Consider the following 19,188-nt stretch of genomic DNA (forward strand, 5'->3'; position numbering starts at 1 on the left):
GAGTGCAGATTCAAGGTCATTATGAACTTCAGTTCGAGGCCGTTCGTGAAGCGTTCGCGGCGTTGTTCGATGATCCTCAGGAGCGCGGCGCGGCGTTGTGCATCCAGGTGGGCGGTCGGACGGTGATCGATCTGTGGGCCGGTACGGCCGACAAGGACGGCCACGAAGCCTGGCACAGCGATACCATCGCGAATCTGTTTTCCTGCACCAAGACCTTTACTGCCGTCACGGCCCTGCAACTGGTGGCCGAGGGCAAATTGCAACTGGACGCCCCGGTCGCCCGGTATTGGCCCGAGTTTGCCGCCGCTGGCAAACAAGCCATCACCTTGCGTCAATTGCTCTGCCATCAGGCCGGCCTGCCGGCGCTGCGTGAGTTGCTGGCGCCCGAGGCGCTGTATGACTGGCAGACCATGGTCGATGCGCTGGCGGCCGAAACGCCCTGGTGGACACCCGGCGAGGGCCATGGCTACGCCGCGATCACCTATGGCTGGCTGATCGGCGAATTGCTGCGACGGGCGGATGGCCGCGGACCTGGCGAGTCCATCGTGGCCCGGGTTGCCAGGCCGCTGGGCCTGGACTTCCATGTGGGGCTGGCCGATGCGGAGTTTCACCGCGTGGCCCACATCGCCCGGGGCAAAGGCAACGTCGGCGATGCCGCCGCACAGCGGCTGTTACAAGTGACGATGCGTGAGCCCACGGCGATGACCACGCGAGCCTTCACCAACCCGCCCTCGATCATGACCAGCACCAACAAACCGGAGTGGCGGCGTATGCAGCAGCCGGCCGCCAACGGCCATGGCAATGCCCGTAGCCTGGCAGGGTTCTACGCTGGCCTGCTGGACGGCAGCCTGCTGGAAGGCGAAATGCTCGATGAGCTGACCCGCCAGCACAGTTTCGGCGACGACAAAACGTTATTGACCCAGACCCGTTTCGGCCTGGGTTGCATGCTCGACCAGCCGGATGTACCGAACGCGACCTACGGCCTGGGGCCACGGGCCTTCGGTCATCCGGGGGCAGGGGGCTCCATCGGCTTTGCCGATCCGGAGCATGACGTGGCGTTCGGTTTTGTGACCAATACGCTTGGCCCTTATGTGCTGATGGACCCGCGCGCGCAGAACCTGGCGAGGGTGCTCGCCACTTGTCTGTAAAGCTTCTTCGAGAAAGCGGGCACAGGAACCTCGTGTCCTTTTTTGTTTCAAAGCGTCTGTTTATGCGCCCCGAGCAGGGGGCTGTATTTTCATTTACATCATTTTGTGGATATCCAATGTCATCGAATAAAACCCTCGCTCTGGCGCTGTGCTTCGTTGTTACCGGTTGCGCGCAAACTCCACAGAATGATGCCGAGGGCGGTGGTGGCTGGTGGCCATTTGGCTCGTCCGACAAAGTGGCGACCAAGGAAGCGGCGCCTGCGGCTCCCCTGAAGCCGGAGACCAAGGCTCCTGCCGACGTTGCGAAAGCTGAAACGCAAGGCGGCGGCAAGTGGTGGTGGCCGTTTGGCGATAAGGAGCAGGAAACCGTCAAGGCGGCACCGATGCCCGACCCGAAAATCACCCAGGCCTGGCTCGACGACTACGAGCCGAAGCTGCGCACGGCCATCAAGGACAGCAAGCTCGAGCTTGAGCGTCGCGATAACGTGTTGGTGGTCACCGCACCGGTCGACAGCTCCTTCAACCCGGACCGACCGGCCATGCTGCTGCCGGTGACCCTCGGCCCGTTCACCCGCGTGGCGAAGGTCCTCGAAGCCGACCCGAAAGCGGCCGTGCTGATTCTCGGTCACGCCGATACTTCGGGAGCGGCACCGGCCAACCTGAAACTCAGCCAGGAACGTGCCCAGTCCGTGGCAGCGATTTTCCGTCTCAGCGGTTTGCAGCGTGATCGCCTGATGTTGCGGGGCATGGGCTCTGTAGAGCCGCGTGCTGCCAACGACAGTGTGGAGGGCCGTGCCTTGAACCGTCGTGTGGAGCTGTTGGTTACGCCGCAAAATACCCTGGTCGCACTGCTGGGCAAATACAACATGCCAGCCCCTGCGCCGGTTACGATGGTGGCGGCCCAGGATGTGAAGCCTGCGGTCCCGGTTCCTGCGCCTGTCACCAAGAAGACTACGACTGCGGCTTCCAAAAAAGCTCCGGTCAAGAAGACCCCGGCCAAGGCTCCGGTCAAGGCTCCGGCGAAGAAAGCTCCAGCCAAGAAGGCCACCCCGGCGAAGAAACCCGAACCGGCCAAAGCCGCCACCGATACCAAGAAAGTCGCGGCCGCCGATACCTCCAAGCAGTGATGGGCGAACCACAAGGAGTGCGCCATGACCCAAACGCTGGCTGATATGCGCCGCGACTACACCCGTAACGGCCTGACCGAGGCGCAAGCCCCGGCCGAGCCGTTTGCGCTGTTCCACCAATGGTTCGCTGAGGCGGTGAAAACCGAACAGGCCCCGGTGGAGGCCAACGCCATGACCCTGGCGACGGTAGATGCCGACGGACGTCCTCACTGCCGCATCCTGCTGCTCAAGGGCCTGGACGCACAGGGCTTCACATTCTTCACCAACTATGACAGTGCCAAGGGGCAGCACCTGGCCGCGAATCCGTTCGCGGCCATGACCTTTTTCTGGCCAACCCTTGAGCGCCAGGTGCGCATCGAAGGCAAGGTGGTGAAGGTGACGGCGCAAGAATCGGACGCCTACTATCAGGTACGTCCTCTAGGCAGCCGTCTCGGCGCCTGGGCTTCACCCCAGAGCCGGGTGATTGCCGGGCGTCATGAGCTGGAAGACTTGCTCAAGGCCACGGAGCAGCGTTTCAGCGACAGTCAGCCGCATTGTCCCGAGCATTGGGGCGGTTACCGTTTGTTGCCTGAACGCATCGAGTTCTGGCAAGGCCGCCCGAGTCGCCTGCATGATCGTCTCAACTACCGCCTGGAAGGGGCGGACTGGACTCGCGAGCGTCTGGCCCCGTAGGGGCTGGATAATCTGCCGCAGCGGCCTGGAGCCATTGCGGCAGGTCCCGGCGCTTGATCCGTAGCGCTCGGGCGCGATCCAATTGTTGCAGCATGTAATCCTTCTTCCCCTCGTCCCGCCCTGCCAATGACAGCGCCAGGTCACGATCCACCCAGCGTTTGATCCGTACGTACAGCCACCAGTGGAAGTACAAACCGGCGAGGGTGGTGGCCGCGATGATGAAATAGTCCATGGAAATCCTTGGGCCAACGACGCAGGTTTCGTAAATTGGCGCTACTGTTTTGTGGAATTTCTCGGGTATGCCTGTATCCCACCTGAATGAAAACAATTTTATCCCGGCGAAGCCGTGACAGGCGTCAAGCTGCGGAGTTTAATGAATACCTGTCTTTTGGAGTCTGATGCTATGCGTAAGTCTGTTTTGCTGGTTGCTTCCTTTTCCACGATGGCGATGTTGCTCACTGGTTGTCAGTCGAGCCTGACCGGTGACTCCTATTCCCGTGACGAAGCGCGTCGCGTGCAGACGATTCGCATGGGGACCATCGAAGCCTTGCGTCCGGTCAAGATCGAAGGCACCAAGACCCCGATCGGCGGTGCCGCCGGTGCGGTGGTCGGTGGTGTCGGCGGCAGCGCCATTGGTGGCGGTCGCGGCAGTATTGTCGCCGCGGTGATTGGCGCCGTGGCCGGTGGCCTGATCGGCTCCGCCACCGAAGAAGGCCTGACCCGCACCCAGGGTGTGGAAATCACTGTTCGCGAAGACGACGGCAGCATGCGCGCCTACGTGCAAGAGGTTCAGGAAAACGAAGTGTTCCGTGTGGGCGAGCGGGTTCGTATCGCCACCGTGAACGGTGTGAGCCGCGTTACGCACTAAGCGCAGCGGGAAGGAAAAACCTCGATCAGGTGACTGATCGGGGTTTTTTTATGCCCTTCGTTGAATTGGCCGAAGGTCATGGTCTATTCGTGCGGGACGGACGCTGACCCGGTGGCCAGGGGCGTTCGGTGGTCGCTTGCCGAGCATTGTCGGACTGCTTTGCTGGAACGTCTGATCTTGAGGGGGCGAATCGACCGGGTGAGGGATCGCTACGCCGCGAAAAGGCGTAGCGATCGGTCTTCAAGGATGCGTCAGGACAAGGCTTTGTGCTTGCGGCTGGCCGCTGCGGTCACCCCGTAACCCAGCACTGCCGCGAGGATCGAGCCGGTGAGGATGCCCATCCGATCCATGCCGGCGTACTGGCTTGCGCCGGGCTCGAACGCCAGGGAGCCAACGAACAGGCTCATGGTGAATCCGATGCCGCACAGAATCGCCACCCCCAGTATCTGACCCCAGTTGGCGCCGGCGGGCAGGCCGGCGATACCGGCTTTCACCGCTAGCCAGGTGAGGCCGAACACACCGACGGTCTTGCCCAGCAACAGGCCGATGGCGATGCCCATCGGCACGGGATGGGTGAAACTCTCGACGGTGACACCGCTCAGGGACAGGCCGGCATTGGCAAAGGCGAACAGCGGCAGGATGCCGTACGCGACCCAGGGATGCAGGGCATGCTCCAGGGACAACAGCGGCGAGGTCTCGGCGTTTCTCGTGCGCAGTGGAATGCAGAATGCCAGGGTGACGCCGGCTAACGTGGCGTGCACACCACTCTTGAGCACGCAAACCCAGAGAATCAGGCCTACGACCATGTAGGGACCAAGCTTGACCACTCCCATTCGGTTCATTGCCACCAGCACGGCGATGCACGCCGCTGCCAGCATCAGCGAGAGCGTCGACAAGGCGCCCGAGTAGAAGATCGCGATGATGATAATGGCGCCGAGGTCGTCGATGATCGCCAGGGTCATCAGGAACAGCTTGAGCGACACCGGTACGCGTTTGCCCAGAAGCGCCAGGACCCCCAGGGCGAAGGCGATGTCGGTGGCCGTTGGAATCGCCCAGCCCGAAAGGGCCGCAGGATTGTCGCGGTTGAGAAACCAGTAGATCAGAGCAGGCACCACCATGCCGCCGATGGCTGCGGCGCCCGGGAGGACGATCTGCGATGGTTTTGACAACTGGCCGTCGAGTACCTCGCGCTTGACCTCTAGCCCGATGAGCAGGAAGAACATCGCCATCAGACCATCGTTGATCCACAGCAGCAGGGGCTTGGCGATCTTCAGCGCGCCGACCTGGGCCACTACGGGGGTGTCCAGCAGGCCGCCGTACAGCCAGGACAGGGGCGAGTTGTTGATGATCAGGGCCAGTACGGCAGCGGCGATCAGCAGCAGGCCGCTGGCGGCTTCCAACTGAAAAAAACGTGTCAGAGAATTACGTAGAGGCAAGATCGCTCTCCATGTCGTCAATCAAAAAGTGGTCACACCCTAACCCGTACCGTTAGTTGTTAAAACAAAAGTTATATTCTTTTTTGTTATATGACGTTACGGCGCCTGAGGTTCGCTCGGGCAGTTGCCGGGCATATTGGACCTTAGCTGTACCTGTGCGCGATGTAGTTTTTTTCCTAAGCTTGGGACTGGCTTTTCCGAATATGCGTTGTGCCTGGCCGTCAGGCTTCCCCGCGTCGAACCGATCTGCGAGAAAACACATGAACGACCCCCGCCAGTGGGCACGCGAAGCGATTCGCATCATTGAAGCCGACTTCCAGCGCAGCGCCGATACCCACCTGATCCCGTTGCCACTGCCTGGCTTTTCGGGCATCGAGCTGTATTTCAAGGATGAATCCAGCCATCCCACCGGCAGCCTCAAGCACCGCCTGGCTCGCTCGCTGTTTCTCTACGCGTTGTGTAACGGCTGGCTCAAGCCCGGCGCGCCGGTGATCGAGGCGTCCAGCGGATCGACGGCGATTTCCGAAGCCTATTTCGCCCGGCTGCTGGGCCTGCCCTTCATCGCGGTGATGCCAGCAACCACCTCTCGGGAAAAAATCGCACAAATCGCTTTCTACGGAGGCCAGAGCCATCTGGTGGAGGATCCTACGCAGATCTACGCCGAGTCCGAGCGACTGGCGCGTGAGCATGACGGGCATTTCATCGATCAGTTCACCTACGCCGAACGCGCCACGGACTGGCGGGCCAATAACAACATCGCCGAGTCGATTTTCCAGCAGATGCGTTTCGAGCGGCATCCGGAGCCCAGCTGGTTGATCTCCAGCCCTGGCACCGGGGGCACCACCGCGACTCTGGGGCGCTACGTGCGCTATCGCCAGCATTGCACCCGGGTGCTGTGTGCCGACGCTGAGCGCTCGGTGTTCTTTGACTACTACCGCAGCGGCGATGCAAGCCTGCGCCTGGAGTGCGGTTCGCGGATCGAAGGCATTGGCCGTCCACGGGTCGAGGCGTCGTTCCTGCCCAAGGTCATCGATGCAATGGTCAAGGTACCGGACGCTTTATCGCTGGCCGCCATGCATTACCTGGCGCAACGCCTGGGTCGGCGGGTCGGCGGGTCGAGCGGCACCAACCTGATCGGTGCGCTGATCGCCGCGAAGCGGATGAAGGATAAAGGGGAGTCGGGATCGATCGTGGCGATCCTGTGCGATGGCGGCGAGCGTTATGCCACGACCTATTACGATCCGGCCTGGCTCAAGGCACAGGGATACGAGTTGAGCGGATTGATGGATGCAGTGGCGGCGAGCGTAGAGCGCGGGGAGGCGCTGCCGGAGAGTGTGTTGCGGGCGGGGATTTGAGCTTGAAAACGCTGCCGCCCCTTGTGGGAGCGAGCCCTGCTCGCGATAGCGGCAGAGCAGTCAAATAATGTCTGACTGATCCACCGCCATCGCGAGCAGGCTCGCTCCCGCAAAGGTTGGTGTCAGGTCTTGAGGCCGAGGAGATCCCGCGCCACCGCCTCGGCAATCCGGATCCCGTCCACGCCTGCCGACAGGATCCCGCCTGCATAACCGGCGCCTTCACCCGCCGGGAACAAGCCCTTCACGTTCAGGCTCTGCAACGATTCGTTGCGAGTAATGCGCAGTGGGGACGAAGTACGGGTTTCGATGCCGGTCAATACGGCGTCATGCAGCGAATAGCCGCGAATCTGTTTCTCGAACGCCGGCAGGGCTTCGCGGATGGCCTCGATGGCGAAGTCCGGCAGGGCCAGCGCCAGGTCACCCAGCGAGACCCCTGGCTTGTAGGAGGGCTCGACGCTGCCCAGGGCGGTGGACGGTTTGCCGGCGATGAAGTCACCCACCAATTGCGCCGGGGCCTCGTAGTTGCTGCCACCGAGCACGAAGGCGTGGGATTCCAGGCGTTCCTGAAGCTCGATCCCGGCCAGCGGTCCGCCGGGGTAGTCCACTTCCGGGGTGATGCCGACAACAATGCCGGAGTTGGCATTGCGCTCGTTGCGCGAATACTGGCTCATGCCGTTGGTGACGACGCGATTCGGCTCGGAGGTGGCCGCCACCACGGTCCCGCCCGGGCACATGCAGAAGCTGTACACCGAACGACCGTTCCTGGCGTGGTGCACCAGTTTGTAGTCGGCGGCGCCGAGTTTCGGATGGCCGGCGTATTTACCCAGGCGCGCACTGTCGATCAGCGACTGTGGGTGTTCGATGCGGAAACCCACCGAGAACGGCTTGGCTTCCATGTACACGCCACGGCTGTGGAGCATGCGGAACGTGTCGCGGGCACTGTGGCCCAAGGCCAGGATGACGTGCCGGGAGTAAAGCCGTTCGCCGCTGGCCAGTTCCACGCCGACCAGTTGGCCTTCTTCGATCAGGACGTCGGTTACCCGCTGCTGGAAGCGTACTTCGCCGCCCAAGGCGCGAATCTGCTCTCGCATGTTTTCCACGACGCCTGTCAGACGGAACGTACCGATGTGCGGCTTACTGACGTACAGGATTTCTTCCGGCGCGCCGGCCTTGACGAACTCGTGCAGCACTTTGCGACCGAGGAACTTCGGGTCCTTGATCTGGCTGTAGAGCTTGCCATCGGAGAACGTCCCCGCGCCACCTTCGCCGAATTGCACGTTGGATTCAGGGTTGAGCACGCTTTTGCGCCACAGGCCCCAGGTGTCCTTGGTGCGCTGGCGGACTTCAGGCCCGCGCTCGAGGATGATCGGCTTGAAACCCATCTGCGCCAGCAACAGCGCTGCGAAGATCCCGCATGGGCCGAAACCCACCACAATCGGCCGCTCGCTCAGGTCCGCCGGTGCCTGGCCGACCATTTTGTAGCTGACATCCGGTGCTTCGTTGACGTTACGGTCATCGGCGAACTTGCGCAGCAGGCCGGCCTCATCGCGCACCGTCAGGTCGAGGGTGTAGATGAAGCACAGCTCGGAGGATTTCTTGCGCGCGTCGTAGCTGCGCTTGAACAGGGTGAAGTCGAGCAGATCATCGTTGGTGATGCCCAGGCGCTGCACGATGGCAGCGCGCAGGTCTTCTTCGGGATGATCGATCGGCAGCTTGAGTTCGGTGATTCGTAACATGACGGGATCCGGTTCGCGGGGCGCACAACTGCGCCAGGGCGTTCAAACCGGTGATTATAAGCTGCAATCCGCAACGCCCGTGAGGTTAAAACGGTCGCTCGTCGAATCAGTCGTCGCGGGCACCGCCGAAGTAGGCGCAGCCGCGCTGGACCTGGCCGTTGACCCGGATTTCGGCGCTCATGTGCTGGACGCTTCCGGTGACGGGATCGACGCAGCGTTGCGGTGCGACCCAAAGTTCGACTGTCTGGCCGTTGGCTTCGGTGCTGAGGTTGAAGCGGCCATCACCCAATTGCTCTTCCAGGTAGGGCACCGCCAGTGTCGGTTGGCCTTCACGCTCCAGTACCATGCCCTTGCCGCTGGCGTTGAGGCTCCACTCGGGGCCATGGCCGGCGGCGCGCAGGACTAGCCGCTTGAAGTTCTCGTCATCGCACGCCGTGCTTGAACGCTCCAGGCGATACAGTTGCTCTACGTTGAACTGGCTGTCCGTACCGGCCGCTGCACTGGAGACAATAGGGCCTCGCATATCGGCAAACAGCTTGCCCTGGTCATTGGCCAGGGTCGCGGCTTGTTGCAGCACGCTGGTAGCGCCGCTGTCATTGACGAGGTAGCGACGTTGTTCCTGGCACGGCTGGAAAATCAGCTTGCCATCGGCCGCGGTGAGCTCGCCCTGCATGCGCATCTGGCCAGCGTGGGAAGCGCTCTGGCGGGTGCCGTCGAGCAATTGGCAGCCGGCGAAGAGTGGTAGGAGGGCAACAAGCAGAACGGAACGGGCGGCACGCATCATTGGGTCTCCAGACAGGTGCCGCCACGTTACTCAGACTGGTCCTACACCACAACCCGTAGGCGAGCTCTTATTTAACCGACGTGAAAGGTCTGGCCGGTTTGCAGGCCTTCGACGCTCTTGGCGTAGGCCAATGCGACGTCGGCGGCGGCCACCGGTTTGTAGCCGCGGAAATAGGGAGCGTACTTGTCCATGGACTCCAGCAGCACGTTCGGGCTCACCGAGTTGACTCGCAAGCCTCTTGGCAACTCGATGGCTGCTGCGCGGACGAAACTGTCCAGAGCGCCGTTGACCAAGGCCGCCGAGGCGCCGCTCTTGATCGGGTCATGGCTGAGCACGCCACTGGTGAAGGTAAAGGAGGCTCCGTCATTGGCGAATTCCCGGCCGATCAGCAGCAGGTTGACCTGGCCCATCAGCTTGTCTGTCAGGCCGAGGGCAAAGCTTTCCTCCGTCATGTCGCCCAAGGGGGCGAAGGTGACATTGCCCGCCGCGCAGACCAGCGCATCGAAGCGCCCGGTCTTTTCGAACAGGGCGCGAATCGAGGTGCTGTCGCTGATGTCCACTTGCAAGTCACCGCTGTGGCGGCCGACGCGGACGATTTCGTGACGCGGCGACAGTTCGTTAGCGATGGCCGAACCAATGGTGCCGTTGGCGCCGATCAACAGGATTTTCATGGGGATTCCTCACTGGGTTGAACGAGTTTTTCAGTCTAGAAGGATTCTTTACGCTGATAATCATGCTAATAGGCAACCTTTGGTTTTCATCTGGAAACAATCCAATGAGCGAAATGGATGACCTGGCGGCGTTCGCCGTGTTGATCGAGGCGGGTAGTTTTACTCTGGCCGCCCAGCAGTTGGGGTGCAGCAAGGGGCAGTTGTCTAAGCGCATCAGTCTGTTGGAAAGCCGTTTTTCGGTGGTGTTGTTGCAGCGCACCACGCGACGCCTGAGTCTTACGGCGGCGGGGGCGGCGTTGCTGCCCCAGGCCCAGGCATTGCTGGTGCAGGTGGAGCGTGCGCGTCAGGCATTGGCCCGGTTGAAGGATGACATTTGCGGTCCGGTGCGCATGACGGTTCCGGTTTCGCTGGGGGAAACCTTCTTTGATGGGCTGTTGACGGAATTTGCCCGCACCTATCCCGACGTGCAGATCGAACTGGAACTCAACAACGGCTACCGCGATCTGTCCCGGGATGGTTTCGACCTGGCGATCCGTTCCGATGCCGCCATCGATGAACGGCTAGTGGCGCGACCGCTGCTGGCCTGGCATGAGATGACCTGCGCCAGCCCGGCCTATCTCGATCAATACGGCGAACCCCAGACGCCCCAGGCGCTGGCCGAACATCGTTGCCTGCTCAACAGCCATTACAGCGGCCGCGAGGAATGGCTGTACCACCAACGGCATGAGCTGCTGCGGGTGCGTGTCTGCGGGCCGTTCGCCAGCAATCACTACAGCTTGTTGAAAAAAGCGGCCTTGGCCGGTGCCGGAATTGCCCGGCTGCCATCCTACCTGCTGCATGAAGAACTGGCCGACGGGCGCCTGCGCAATGTGCTGCACGATTACCAGACCCGGCGCATGCCGATGTACCTGGTCCACCCGTACCAGGGCGGCCTGCCCAAGCGCACCCAGGTGCTGGCCGACTATCTGATCGATTGGTTCAAGCGCAGTGGCGAGGTGCTGGATCGGCTACAGCGATAGCCCGCTCCACAGGCGTTCCAGTCGCAGTCAGTGGGCGTAGCGCTTGGCGATCAGGTGATCGATCGACAACATTCCCTGGGCCTCTTTATTTTTAAATACGCGCAACCCTGTGGCGAGTGGCCCAGACAAAAAAACGGCCCGAAGGCCGTTTTTTTGGGTTTACCGCAACCGCTCAGCCGCCCAGGTAGGCCTCGCGCACTTTCGGGTCGGTCAGCAGCGCTTCACCGGTGCCTTGCATCACCACCCGGCCGTTTTCCAGCACATAGGCACGGTCAGCGATTTTCAATGCCTGGTTGGCGTTCTGCTCCACGAGGAACACCGTCACGCCATCCTTGCGCAGCTGTTCGATGATGTCGAAGATCTGCTGGATGATGATCGGCGCCAGGCCCAGGGACGGCTCGTCGAGCAGCAGCAGCTTGGGCTTGCTCATCAGCGCACGGCCAATGGCGAGCATCTGCTGTTCACCACCGGACATGGTGCCGCCACGCTGGGTAAAGCGCTCTTTCAGGCGTGGGAAAAGGTGCAGCACCTTGTCCATCTGTTCCTGATAGTCGCCCTTGTCGGTGAAGAATCCGCCCATGGCGAGGTTTTCTTCCACGGTCAGCCGGGCGAATACCCGACGGCCTTCCGGCACGACGGCGATGCTCTTGCGCATGATATGCGACGAGTCCTGGCCTACCAGTTCCTCACCCATGTAGCGGATGCTGCCGCTGTGGGCCCGGGGCGAACCGCAGAGCGTCATCAGCAGAGTGGACTTGCCGGCGCCGTTGGCACCGATCAACGTGACGATTTCGCCCTGGCGAACTTCCACGTTGACGCTGTGCAGGGCCTGGATCTTGCCGTAGAAAGTGGAAACGTTTTCGAACTGCAGCATTTACGCTTCCCCCAGGTAGGCTTTGATCACTTCAGGATTGTCGCGGATCTGCTCCGGCGTGCCGTCGGCCAGAGGCGTGCCCTGGTTGATCACGACGATGTGGTCGGAAATGCTCATGACCAGCTTCATGTCGTGCTCGATCAGCAGCACGGTGACGTTGTGCTCTTCACGCAGCACGCTGATCAGGGCTTTCAGGTCCTCGGTTTCCTTCGGGTTCAGACCGGCGGCCGGTTCGTCGAGCATGAGGATCCGCGGGCGGGTCATCATGCAGCGGGCAATTTCCAGGCGACGCTGCTGACCGTAGGCCAGGGTGCCGGCGGTGCGGTTGGCGAATTCCTTGAGGTTGACCTTTTCCAGCCAGTACTCGGCGTACTCCATTGCCTCGCGCTCGCTCTTGCGGAACGACGGGGTCTTGAACAGGCCGGCAAAGAAGTTGGTGTTCAGGTGCCGGTGCTGGGCGATCAACAGGTTCTCGATCGCCGTCATGTCCTTGAACAGCCGCACGTTCTGGAAGGTGCGCACCACGCCCTTGAGGGCGATCTTGTGGCCCGGCAGGCCCTGTATCGGCGCGCCATCGAGCAGGATGGTGCCGCCGGTAGGCTGGTAGAAACCGGTCAGGCAGTTGAACACGGTGGTCTTGCCCGCGCCGTTCGGCCCGATCAGTGCCACGACCTGTTTTTCTTTCACGGTCAGGGCCACGCCATTGACCGCCAGCAGGCCGCCGAAGCGCATGCTCAGATTTTCAACTTTGAGGATCTCGCGGCTCATTTGTGCGGCTCCGCTCTTAGTTTGAGTTCGGGGCGTTGCATAGGCAGCAGACCTTGAGGACGCCAGATCATCATCAGCACCATCAAGGCGCCGAACATCAACATGCGGTATTCGCTGAATTCACGCATCATTTCAGGCAACAGGATCATCACGATCGCGGCCAGGATCACACCCAACTGCGAGCCCATACCGCCCAGCACCACGATGGCGAGGATGATCGCCGACTCGATGAAGGTGAAGGACTCCGGCGTCACCAGGCCCTGACGGGCGGCGAAGAAACTGCCGGCGAAACCGGCGAATGCGGCGCCGAGGGTAAAGGCTGACAACTTGATCACGGTCGGATTGAGACCCAGTGCGCGGCAGGCGATTTCGTCTTCACGCAACGCTTCCCACGCGCGACCGATGGGCATGCGCAGCAGGCGGTTGATGACGAACAGCGCGGCCAGGGCCAGCAGCAGTGCGACCAGGTAGAGGAACACCACCTTGCTCACCGGGTTGTAAGTCAGCCCGAAGAACTGGTGGAAGGTCTGCATGCCCTCGGCCGCGGTGCGGTCGAAGCTCAGACCGAAGAACGTCGGCTTGGGAATGTTGCTGATGCCGTTGGGGCCGCCGGTGAGGTCGGTGAGGTTACGCAGGAACAAGCGGATGATCTCGCCGAAGCCCAGGGTCACGATGGCCAGGTAGTCGCCCCGCAGCCGCAGCACCGGGAAGCCCAGCAGGAAGCCGAAGGTGGCCGCCATCAAGCCGGCGATCGGCAGGCAGATCCAGAAGCTCAGGCCGAAATAATGGGACAGCAGCGCGTAGCTGTAGGCACCGACCGCGTAGAAACCCACGTAGCCCAGGTCCAACAGCCCGGCCAGGCCGACCACGATGTTCAGGCCCAGTCCCAGCAGGACATAAATCAGGATCAGCGTGGCGATATCCACCGCGCCCCGGGAGCCGAAGAACGGCCAGACCAGGGCAACCACGATCAGGCCGATGATGATCTGGCGCTGGGTGCGTGGCAGTGTCAGGAACTGGCTGACCTTGGGTGAAACCAGCGGTCCGCGGTTGGAACGCAGCAGCGTGCCGACCTGTTGGCTGAACAGCACCCGCAGGAACATCAGTACCGAGCACAGGGCAATCACGCCCAGTGTCAGGGGACCGGTGCCGTGCACTTCGAGGTTGACCCCGACGATGCTCAGCTTGAGGCCCAGCACGGGGAAGGCCACGGCCCAGACCAGCGCGGCGCTGAACAGCGCCTGTTTAAGATATTTGTTCATACTTTCTCAACCTCCGGACGGCCCAGGATGCCGGTCGGCCGGAACAACAGGACCAGGACCAGGAGACCGAACGCCACGACGTCCTTGTACTGGTCGCCAAAGATATCGGCGCCGAACGCTTCGGCTACCCCAAGCACCAGCCCGCCGAGCATCGCGCCCGGAATGCTGCCGATGCCACCCAGGACCGCCGCGGTGAAGGCCTTGAGGCCCACCAGGAAACCGGCGTTCGGGTTGATCACGCCATACTGCATGCTCAGCAGTACCGCGGCGACAGCCGCCAGCGCGGCCCCGATGACGAAGGTGAGGGCGATGATGTTGTTGGTGTTGATGCCCAGCAGGTTGGCCATCTTGATGTCCTCGGCGCAGGCGCGACAGGCGCGGCCAAGGCGGGAACGGGAGATGAACAGGGTCAGCCCGAGCATGGCGACCAGGGTCACGACGAACACCAGGATCTGCATGTAGGACACCAGCACTTCTTCGGCGCCGCCCGGGCCGAAGGAGAAGCTCCCCGGGATCAGGTTGGGAATCGATTTGTCCTTGGAGTCCTGGGACAGCAATACGGTGTTCTGCAGGAAAATCGACATGCCGATGGCGGAAATCAGCGGGATCAACCGGTTGCTGCTACGCAAGGGGCGATAGGCAACGCGTTCGATACTGTAGCCGTAGGCACTGGTTACGATGATCGATGCCACGAACGCGGCGGTCATCAACAGCGGCAGTGAATCGATACCCATCATGGCCAGCCCGGCAAGGGCAATGAAGGCCACATAGGAACCGATCATGTAGACCTCGCCATGGGCGAAGTTAATCATTCCAATGATGCCGTAAACCATTGTGTAGCCAATGGCTATCAAGGCATAGGTGCTGCCAATGGTCAGGCCATTAACCAGCTGTTGGAAAAAATGATAGATCTCAGGCATTACAGCGCTCCTAAAAACCCGATACGCATTTCACTGGTGGAGTCATGTTCCGGCCCGGTGCTGTGTTCTCTGATCACATTTGCTCCAAGCGTTTGCCAGCGAACCGCTGGTGACGGTTTTAAGATTTTCAGGTGAACCAGCGCCCGGATCGCGGGTGCCTGGCCCATAAACCTCGTAAAACAAAGCCCACTGCTTGCACAGTGGGCTTGTTGACCAGTAATGCCTGGCTTACTGAGGGGAGACTTCAGTTTTCGGCTTGTTGAAATGCCATTCGTAAACCACGAACTTGAAGTCCTTCAGGTCGCCCTTCTCGTCGAACGACAGGTCGCCGGTCGGCGTCTTGAAGGTGCCTTTGTGGATGGTCTCGGCGACCTTGGCGGTGTCGTCGCTCTTGGCGGCCTTGATGCCTTCGGCGATCAGTTGGACGGCGGAGTAGGCTGGGAACACGAACGGACCGCTTGGATCCTTGCCGTCGGCCTTGATGGCATCGACGACGGCCTTGTTCGCCGGGTCGGCATCGAAGGACTTCGGCAGAGTCACCAGCAGGCCTTCGGAAGCGTCCTGGGCGATCTGGGCGATGGACTCGTTGCCGACGCCTTCAGGCCCCATGAACTTGGCTTTCAGGCCCTTTTCCTTGGACTGACGCAGAATCAGGCCCAGTTCAGGGTGGTAGCCGCCGTAGTAGACGAAGTCGACATTGTTCTGCTTGAGGCGCTGGATGATCGAGGAGAAATCCTTGTCGCCGGCGTTCAGGCCTTCGAACACGGCCACTTTCACGCCTTTGGCTTCGAGGGTTTTCTTCACGGCGCTGGCGATACCTTCACCGTACTGCTGCTTGTCGTGCAGGACAGCCACGACTTTCGGCTTGACGTGGTCGGCGATGTAGTTGCCGGCGGCAGGACCCTGGGCGCTGTCCAGGCCGATGGTGCGGAAGATCATCTTGTAACCACGGGCGGTGATGTCCGGGCTGGTGGCGGCCGGGGTGATCATGATCACGCCTTCGTCTTCGTAGATGTCCGAAGCTGGCTGGGTGGAGCTGGAGCACAGGTGGCCGACGACGAACTTGACGCCATCGTTGACCACTTTGTTCGCCACGGCAACGGCCTGTTTAGGGTCGCAGGCGTCGTCGTATTCCTTGACTTCGAGCATCTTGCCATCGACGCCGCCCTTGGCGTTGATGTCCTTGACGGCTTGGTTTGCGCCAGCGAATTGCATGTCGCCGTATTGGGTGACTGCACCCGTCTTCGGACCGGCGATGCCGATCGTGATGGTGTCGGCGGCGAACGAATGGCTGGCAACCCCAGCCAGAACCATAGCGGCAAACAGTTTGGAAATCTGCTTAGTAGCCTTAGTCATAGTGCTCCACTCATGCTGTTGTAGTTTTTATAGTCCTGGCGCCGCAGCGGCAGAACCGGGTCAGATATGCTGGATATCCCCACGGAAAATGCCCCCGGCAACTGTACCGGTACAGTGTAGAGCGCCCGTTGTTGGCAAGGGAAGCTGGCGCTTGGGGACAAAATCAGAGGGTGTCGCTTTATTGAAAGAAAAAGACAGAAAAGCGGCGGGCGGTGTCCGGTCTGATCGGCAATCCCTGGCAATGCTGTTTCTTTTCAATGGTCACTCCTGTTGCTACCGGGTTTTTCTGCCGGACCACCGACGTTATCATTCGCGCCGATTTCTTTTCCGGACAGTGCCCATGAATCAAGAACCTAGCACCCTCTATGCCAAGCTGCTTGGTGAAACGGCCTCCATTACCTGGAAGGAGCTGGAACCGTTCTTTGCCAAGGGTGCCCTATTGTGGGTCGACCCGGCACTGGATTTGATCGCCGCCGCCGAGGCCGTGGCCCAGGACGAAGGGGACAAAGTCGCCGCCTGGCTGGCCGCCGGGCATGTCGCCAAGCTGTCTGAAACGCGGGCGCTGTATTACGTGGAGCGCGATCCGCTGCTCTGGGCGGTGGTGGTTTCTCCCTGGATCCTGATCCAGGAAAGGGCGTCGAAATGATCGATGCACCAAATAAGTGCGCTTATTGAGTGAGAGGAAGTGTGTAGCTGAGTAGCGTGATGGCGCCGTGCCGTGGTGAAACGCCACAGGGGAGGGTGACGTATACGTAACGGGAACAGTTTATTGAGCAGCCGGTGGGCTGCTTAATTGTTTCTGAATGTTGTATTGGTGGGGTGTTCAAGGCCTCTTCGCGAGCAAGCCCGCTCCCACAAGGACCGCGTTCTTCTTGGAAGAACTCCGTTCAATGTGGGAGCGGGCTTGCTCGCGAAAGGGGCGACGCGGTGTCGTGCCGGGCTCAGTAAGTCCGCCCCGTGTGGTTATTAAGGGAAATAACCTTGGTCTTGCCAATGCGGTGCCGGTAGATCTCGCGCAGGTACTTGATGGCCTTCTTCACGCAGTCCCGCGACAGGCGGATATCGTTGATCGACACGAACTTCTCCTTGTCGCTGATCAGCTCGCGGTATTTCTTTTCGTACATCGGCTTGATCGCATACCAGTTGGTGTCGAGGATCTTTGCCGGGTTCTCGAATTCGTTGAGCAGGTCGTCGATCCGTTCCTCGTCGAAGTCTTCGTTGATGATGAAGTCCAGGATCGAGTTGTCCAGGGTGTCGTCGAAGCGATACGGGTTGCGGGCGAAGCAGCGCTTGATGAAGGCCACGATCAGCGTCAGGAAATCGTCCGACAGGCATGGGCTCTTGGCGATCAGGGTGGTCAGCGACAGGTTGGCCGAGGCGCCGATCACCAGGGCATAGCGCTTGAGGGTGGTATTGGGAAACAGGCTGTTGAGGTGGGTCTTGAGCCGGTTCAGGTCCATATAGGACAGCTTGTAGTCCTTGGGCAGCGAGACGATGGAGACCACCGACGAGCAGTTCTTGAAGAAATGCAGGTCGTGCAGGGCCGCGGCATCGTAGCCGGAGTTCTTGTACTGCTCCAGCGAAGCCCGGTAGCGCTTGGATTCGATCGGCAGCAGGCTGATGCCTTCGATGGCCTGGGTCACCTTGTTGAAATGCGGCAGATCGATGGAGCGGAAGAACAGGTCATCGATGTTCAGGCGTGGCGGCTCTTTATCGAACACCTTGAACTTGTCGTTGCTGGGTGCCGGGGTTTCCGGAACGACGGATTCGGCGTAGGCAATCGCCACAGGGCCGGCCAGGCTCATGAACAGGTCGTTGGCATCCAGGCGGATGGTTTCGCCGATATCGATACCGGCGCGACGGAAATAGTTCTGGTCGTAGTCGGTGGTGACGGCCTGGGCCGTCAGGATGTTGAAGATCTGCTGGGAGATGTACTGGTTGGCGTGCTTCTCCATGGCATTGACATCGATGTTCTGGATGTTGCCGTCATCGCTTTCTTCGGCGTAGCGCATGATGTCGTTGGAAATCAGCATCATCGCGTTCCAGGGACGGATACGGCCCATGACGCTGGCTTCGCTGCTGTCTTCATTGGCGAAGTTGTACGAGAAATCCCATTCTTCCGAGAGGTATTTGCACAGCAGGCGTCCGGCGTTGATGTGCAATGCCTCGGACATTTCGCTGCGGTGATCGGAAATGTTCGGCAGCACGCAAATGCCGCTGGTGAAGATCGGCTCGAAGACGAAAGAGTGGCCGCTCTTGCTGTCATGCTCGTCCATCGGCTTGGTGTCGAACGTCTTGTTCATGTAGGAGTATTGCTGGGCCAGGCCGAACTCTGACGCCATGCCTGAACCGGTACCGCCGCCGGCACTGAAGATCGAGAAATACAGGCGCGACTGGTTGGCCTTGATGCCGCAGCTGTCGATCAGGTACGAGTGGATCATTTTCCAGTCAGGGCTGGAAAAGCGCTGGGTGTCCTTGTTCAGGATGATCTTGGCCAGGTACTGGCCGAGGATGGGAGCGTTACCGGCACCCCCGGCATGAACCTCCGACAGGTCCATGATTTTCATCTTGCTGTAGTCACGCAGGAAGCCGCTTTTTTCGCCCTTGCGCGAGAAGCGGATGCGCCCGGCGATGTCCTTGTCCAGGTCGCCGAGCATGACCAGAGGCTCCACCAAGAACACCGGCTTGGTTGCCTTGCCTGTGCCCAGGCGCAGGTTGGTGCGGATCCACTGTGCAGGCCGGTAGCCCTTGTCGTTGTAGCCCTTGTCCTCGGCATTGAATTCGTTGAGGTAGAACTTGCGGGCGTTGTACACCAGCTCCGCCACATCCAGGGCAATGTTTGAACCGCAACGACCCAGGCCGATCAGGCACACCGACGGGAATTCCTGCTGGTCGCGTTCGCTTTCCTCGTCCACCAGATGCGCAGGGCGCGGGAAAACGGTGTCACGCAGGCCGTCGAGGTTATCGAGGATACGGTCGGTGTTGGTTTCGGTGAAGTACAGGTACTGCTGGGACGACAGGGCGCGCAGGCCACCCGGGGACTTTGAGGTCTCAGGTCCGTTGGCGGCCGGGCTCAGGGTCAGATCGGATAACGCAGTGGAGGTTTTTTTTGAGGTCATGGTGCGCGTATGCCTGAGCTGTTCGGCTCGACAATCGTTGTCATCGAACCATCGCTGATGGGAGCTCGCGCCC

The 19,188-nt window shown here is 60.9% G+C and carries 18 protein-coding genes; 7 read left to right on the forward strand and 11 right to left on the reverse strand.

The window, feature by feature from the left end:
• The first annotated feature begins 2 nt into the window (after nt 1–2).
• The 3 genes from LCU97_RS09205 (at nt 3) to pdxH (ending at nt 2,947) form a co-directional block, all read left to right on the forward strand.
• Nucleotides 3–1,148 carry a serine hydrolase domain-containing protein gene (locus tag LCU97_RS09205; RefSeq protein WP_232776169.1) on the forward strand — a complete coding sequence of 382 codons (1,146 nt, stop codon included), beginning with the start codon at nt 3–5 and terminating at the stop codon, nt 1,146–1,148.
• Between the two features lie 116 nt (nt 1,149–1,264).
• On the forward strand, nt 1,265–2,275 hold the full coding sequence (locus LCU97_RS09210) for an OmpA family protein (protein ID WP_232776170.1): 1,011 nt from the start codon (nt 1,265–1,267) through the stop codon (nt 2,273–2,275).
• Nucleotides 2,276–2,299: 24 nt separating this feature from the next.
• A complete protein-coding gene (gene pdxH, locus LCU97_RS09215) occupies nt 2,300–2,947 on the forward strand; it encodes a pyridoxamine 5'-phosphate oxidase (RefSeq protein ID WP_232776171.1) in 648 nt (215 codons plus the stop codon).
• Here pdxH and LCU97_RS09220 read toward each other — a convergent pair.
• On the reverse strand, nt 2,895–3,179 hold the full coding sequence (locus LCU97_RS09220; protein ID WP_082339786.1) for a hypothetical protein: 285 nt from the start codon (nt 3,177–3,179) through the stop codon (nt 2,895–2,897). The two genes, pdxH and LCU97_RS09220, sit on opposite strands and share 53 nt — an antisense overlap.
• Before the next feature lie 171 nt (nt 3,180–3,350).
• On the opposite strand from LCU97_RS09220, the gene LCU97_RS09225 reads away from it, so the two are divergent.
• Nucleotides 3,351–3,815 (forward strand): outer membrane lipoprotein, encoded by a 465-nt coding sequence (locus LCU97_RS09225; RefSeq protein ID WP_053153052.1) that lies wholly within the window; start codon nt 3,351–3,353, stop codon nt 3,813–3,815.
• A gap of 251 nt (nt 3,816–4,066) precedes the next feature.
• Here LCU97_RS09225 and nhaA read toward each other — a convergent pair whose 3' ends face one another.
• Nucleotides 4,067–5,251 (reverse strand): Na+/H+ antiporter NhaA, encoded by a 1,185-nt coding sequence (gene nhaA / locus LCU97_RS09230; RefSeq protein WP_232776172.1) that lies wholly within the window; start codon nt 5,249–5,251, stop codon nt 4,067–4,069.
• A 260-nt stretch (nt 5,252–5,511) separates the two neighbouring features.
• On the opposite strand from nhaA, the gene LCU97_RS09235 reads away from it, so the two are divergent.
• Nucleotides 5,512–6,606 carry a PLP-dependent cysteine synthase family protein gene (locus LCU97_RS09235; protein ID WP_232776173.1) on the forward strand — a complete coding sequence of 365 codons (1,095 nt, stop codon included), beginning with the start codon at nt 5,512–5,514 and terminating at the stop codon, nt 6,604–6,606.
• Nucleotides 6,607–6,728: 122 nt separating this feature from the next.
• Here LCU97_RS09235 and LCU97_RS09240 read toward each other — a convergent pair whose 3' ends face one another.
• The 3 genes from LCU97_RS09240 to LCU97_RS09250 all read right to left on the reverse strand — a co-directional run bounded on the left by LCU97_RS09240 (nt 6,729) and on the right by LCU97_RS09250 (nt 9,797).
• Entirely contained in the window at nt 6,729–8,342 is a 1,614-nt protein-coding gene (locus tag LCU97_RS09240; RefSeq protein WP_232776174.1) for an NAD(P)/FAD-dependent oxidoreductase, read from the reverse strand.
• 106 nt (nt 8,343–8,448) lie between these two features.
• The gene (locus LCU97_RS09245) at nt 8,449–9,123 is read right to left on the reverse strand and encodes a COG3650 family protein (RefSeq protein ID WP_053153264.1); all 675 of its coding nucleotides are present in this window, start codon (nt 9,121–9,123) and stop codon (nt 8,449–8,451) included.
• A 74-nt stretch (nt 9,124–9,197) separates the two neighbouring features.
• On the reverse strand, nt 9,198–9,797 hold the full coding sequence (locus LCU97_RS09250) for a short chain dehydrogenase (protein ID WP_232776175.1): 600 nt from the start codon (nt 9,795–9,797) through the stop codon (nt 9,198–9,200).
• A 104-nt stretch (nt 9,798–9,901) separates the two neighbouring features.
• Between LCU97_RS09250 and LCU97_RS09255 the strand changes: the two genes are divergently transcribed.
• The gene (locus LCU97_RS09255; RefSeq protein WP_053153066.1) at nt 9,902–10,816 is read left to right on the forward strand and encodes a LysR family transcriptional regulator; all 915 of its coding nucleotides are present in this window, start codon (nt 9,902–9,904) and stop codon (nt 10,814–10,816) included.
• 172 nt (nt 10,817–10,988) lie between these two features.
• Here LCU97_RS09255 and LCU97_RS09260 read toward each other — a convergent pair whose 3' ends face one another.
• From LCU97_RS09260 to LCU97_RS09280, 5 genes are all read right to left on the reverse strand, one after another.
• Nucleotides 10,989–11,690, reverse strand: coding sequence for an ABC transporter ATP-binding protein (locus LCU97_RS09260; RefSeq protein WP_053153070.1), 702 nt, complete (start codon nt 11,688–11,690; stop codon nt 10,989–10,991).
• Nucleotides 11,691–12,458: a high-affinity branched-chain amino acid ABC transporter ATP-binding protein LivG gene (gene livG / locus LCU97_RS09265; RefSeq protein ID WP_053153072.1), complete on the reverse strand. Its 768-nt coding sequence runs from the start codon at nt 12,456–12,458 to the stop codon at nt 11,691–11,693.
• On the reverse strand, nt 12,455–13,720 hold the full coding sequence (locus LCU97_RS09270; RefSeq protein WP_232776176.1) for a high-affinity branched-chain amino acid ABC transporter permease LivM: 1,266 nt from the start codon (nt 13,718–13,720) through the stop codon (nt 12,455–12,457). Before LCU97_RS09270 ends, livG begins: the two co-directional genes overlap by 4 nt.
• Nucleotides 13,717–14,640, reverse strand: coding sequence for a high-affinity branched-chain amino acid ABC transporter permease LivH (gene livH, locus LCU97_RS09275; protein WP_053153077.1), 924 nt, complete (start codon nt 14,638–14,640; stop codon nt 13,717–13,719). The genes LCU97_RS09270 and livH overlap by 4 nt, the downstream gene beginning before the upstream one ends.
• Nucleotides 14,641–14,868: 228 nt before the next feature.
• A complete protein-coding gene (locus tag LCU97_RS09280) occupies nt 14,869–15,996 on the reverse strand; it encodes a branched-chain amino acid ABC transporter substrate-binding protein (RefSeq protein ID WP_053153081.1) in 1,128 nt (375 codons plus the stop codon).
• A 340-nt stretch (nt 15,997–16,336) separates the two neighbouring features.
• On the opposite strand from LCU97_RS09280, the gene LCU97_RS09285 reads away from it, so the two are divergent.
• Complete coding sequence (locus LCU97_RS09285; RefSeq protein WP_232776177.1) at nt 16,337–16,642, forward strand: DUF2288 domain-containing protein; 306 nt, start codon at nt 16,337–16,339, stop codon at nt 16,640–16,642.
• A gap of 295 nt (nt 16,643–16,937) precedes the next feature.
• Here the strand turns inward: LCU97_RS09285 and LCU97_RS09290 are convergent, their stop codons facing one another.
• Nucleotides 16,938–19,115 (reverse strand): hypothetical protein, encoded by a 2,178-nt coding sequence (locus LCU97_RS09290; protein ID WP_053153085.1) that lies wholly within the window; start codon nt 19,113–19,115, stop codon nt 16,938–16,940.
• Between the last annotated feature and the right edge of the window lie 73 nt (nt 19,116–19,188).

The organism is Pseudomonas uvaldensis, from assembly GCF_021271205.1.
GTDB classification, from domain to species: Bacteria; Pseudomonadota; Gammaproteobacteria; order Pseudomonadales; family Pseudomonadaceae; genus Aquipseudomonas; species Aquipseudomonas uvaldensis.

Excerpts from the sequence above, each read along its gene's own strand:
- LCU97_RS09210 (WP_232776170.1), top strand. The coding sequence starts at position 1,265 with ATGTCATCGAATAAAACCCTCGCTCTGGCGCTGTGCTTCGTTGTTACC.
- pdxH (WP_232776171.1), top strand. The coding sequence starts at position 2,300 with ATGACCCAAACGCTGGCTGATATGCGCCGCGACTACACCCGTAACGGC.
- LCU97_RS09220 (WP_082339786.1), bottom strand. The coding sequence starts at position 3,179 with ATGGACTATTTCATCATCGCGGCCACCACCCTCGCCGGTTTGTACTTC.
- LCU97_RS09225 (WP_053153052.1), top strand. The coding sequence starts at position 3,351 with ATGCGTAAGTCTGTTTTGCTGGTTGCTTCCTTTTCCACGATGGCGATG.
- LCU97_RS09235 (WP_232776173.1), top strand. The coding sequence starts at position 5,512 with ATGAACGACCCCCGCCAGTGGGCACGCGAAGCGATTCGCATCATTGAA.
- LCU97_RS09240 (WP_232776174.1), bottom strand. The coding sequence starts at position 8,342 with ATGTTACGAATCACCGAACTCAAGCTGCCGATCGATCATCCCGAAGAA.
- LCU97_RS09245 (WP_053153264.1), bottom strand. The coding sequence starts at position 9,123 with ATGCGTGCCGCCCGTTCCGTTCTGCTTGTTGCCCTCCTACCACTCTTC.
- LCU97_RS09250 (WP_232776175.1), bottom strand. The coding sequence starts at position 9,797 with ATGAAAATCCTGTTGATCGGCGCCAACGGCACCATTGGTTCGGCCATC.
- LCU97_RS09255 (WP_053153066.1), top strand. The coding sequence starts at position 9,902 with ATGAGCGAAATGGATGACCTGGCGGCGTTCGCCGTGTTGATCGAGGCG.
- LCU97_RS09260 (WP_053153070.1), bottom strand. The coding sequence starts at position 11,690 with ATGCTGCAGTTCGAAAACGTTTCCACTTTCTACGGCAAGATCCAGGCC.
- livG (WP_053153072.1), bottom strand. The coding sequence starts at position 12,458 with ATGAGCCGCGAGATCCTCAAAGTTGAAAATCTGAGCATGCGCTTCGGC.
- LCU97_RS09270 (WP_232776176.1), bottom strand. The coding sequence starts at position 13,720 with ATGAACAAATATCTTAAACAGGCGCTGTTCAGCGCCGCGCTGGTCTGG.
- livH (WP_053153077.1), bottom strand. The coding sequence starts at position 14,640 with ATGCCTGAGATCTATCATTTTTTCCAACAGCTGGTTAATGGCCTGACC.
- LCU97_RS09280 (WP_053153081.1), bottom strand. The coding sequence starts at position 15,996 with ATGACTAAGGCTACTAAGCAGATTTCCAAACTGTTTGCCGCTATGGTT.
- LCU97_RS09285 (WP_232776177.1), top strand. The coding sequence starts at position 16,337 with ATGAATCAAGAACCTAGCACCCTCTATGCCAAGCTGCTTGGTGAAACG.
- LCU97_RS09290 (WP_053153085.1), bottom strand. The coding sequence starts at position 19,115 with ATGACCTCAAAAAAAACCTCCACTGCGTTATCCGATCTGACCCTGAGC.